Source organism: Pampinifervens navoyensis (assembly GCF_046159715.1).
GTDB lineage: Bacteria > Aquificota > Aquificia > Aquificales > Aquificaceae > Pampinifervens.
Map to the genome: position 1 here is coordinate 1 of NZ_JBJXCT010000036.1, position 276 is coordinate 276.

A 276-nucleotide genomic window follows, 5' to 3' on the forward strand; every position below is an offset into this window, starting at 1 on the left:
GGACTTGGGAGACGAAATTGTCGCGTGCGTAGCGAAGGCGGCGCGCTACTACTCGATCCTCGGACATGGCAGCTTTGCGGTCGGCAATGCGGACGGCGGCCTCACCACGCAAGAAGAAAAATCGCTGGGCGCGTATGCAAAAAGCGGCGCGTCGCCGATTGTTGGCATCATCAAACCCGGCGATATTCCGCCGACCGGCGGCCTCTATCTTCTCGACGTCGTGCCCGACGGCGAGCCGCGCTTCGGCTTTCCGAACATCAGCGACAACGCGGAAAT

The 276-nt window shown here is 61.6% G+C and carries 1 protein-coding gene; it reads left to right on the forward strand.

From position 1 onward, the window contains the following. On the forward strand, positions 1–276 hold a 276-nt coding region (locus ACKRDP_RS09900; protein WP_489685587.1), incomplete at both ends, for a hypothetical protein.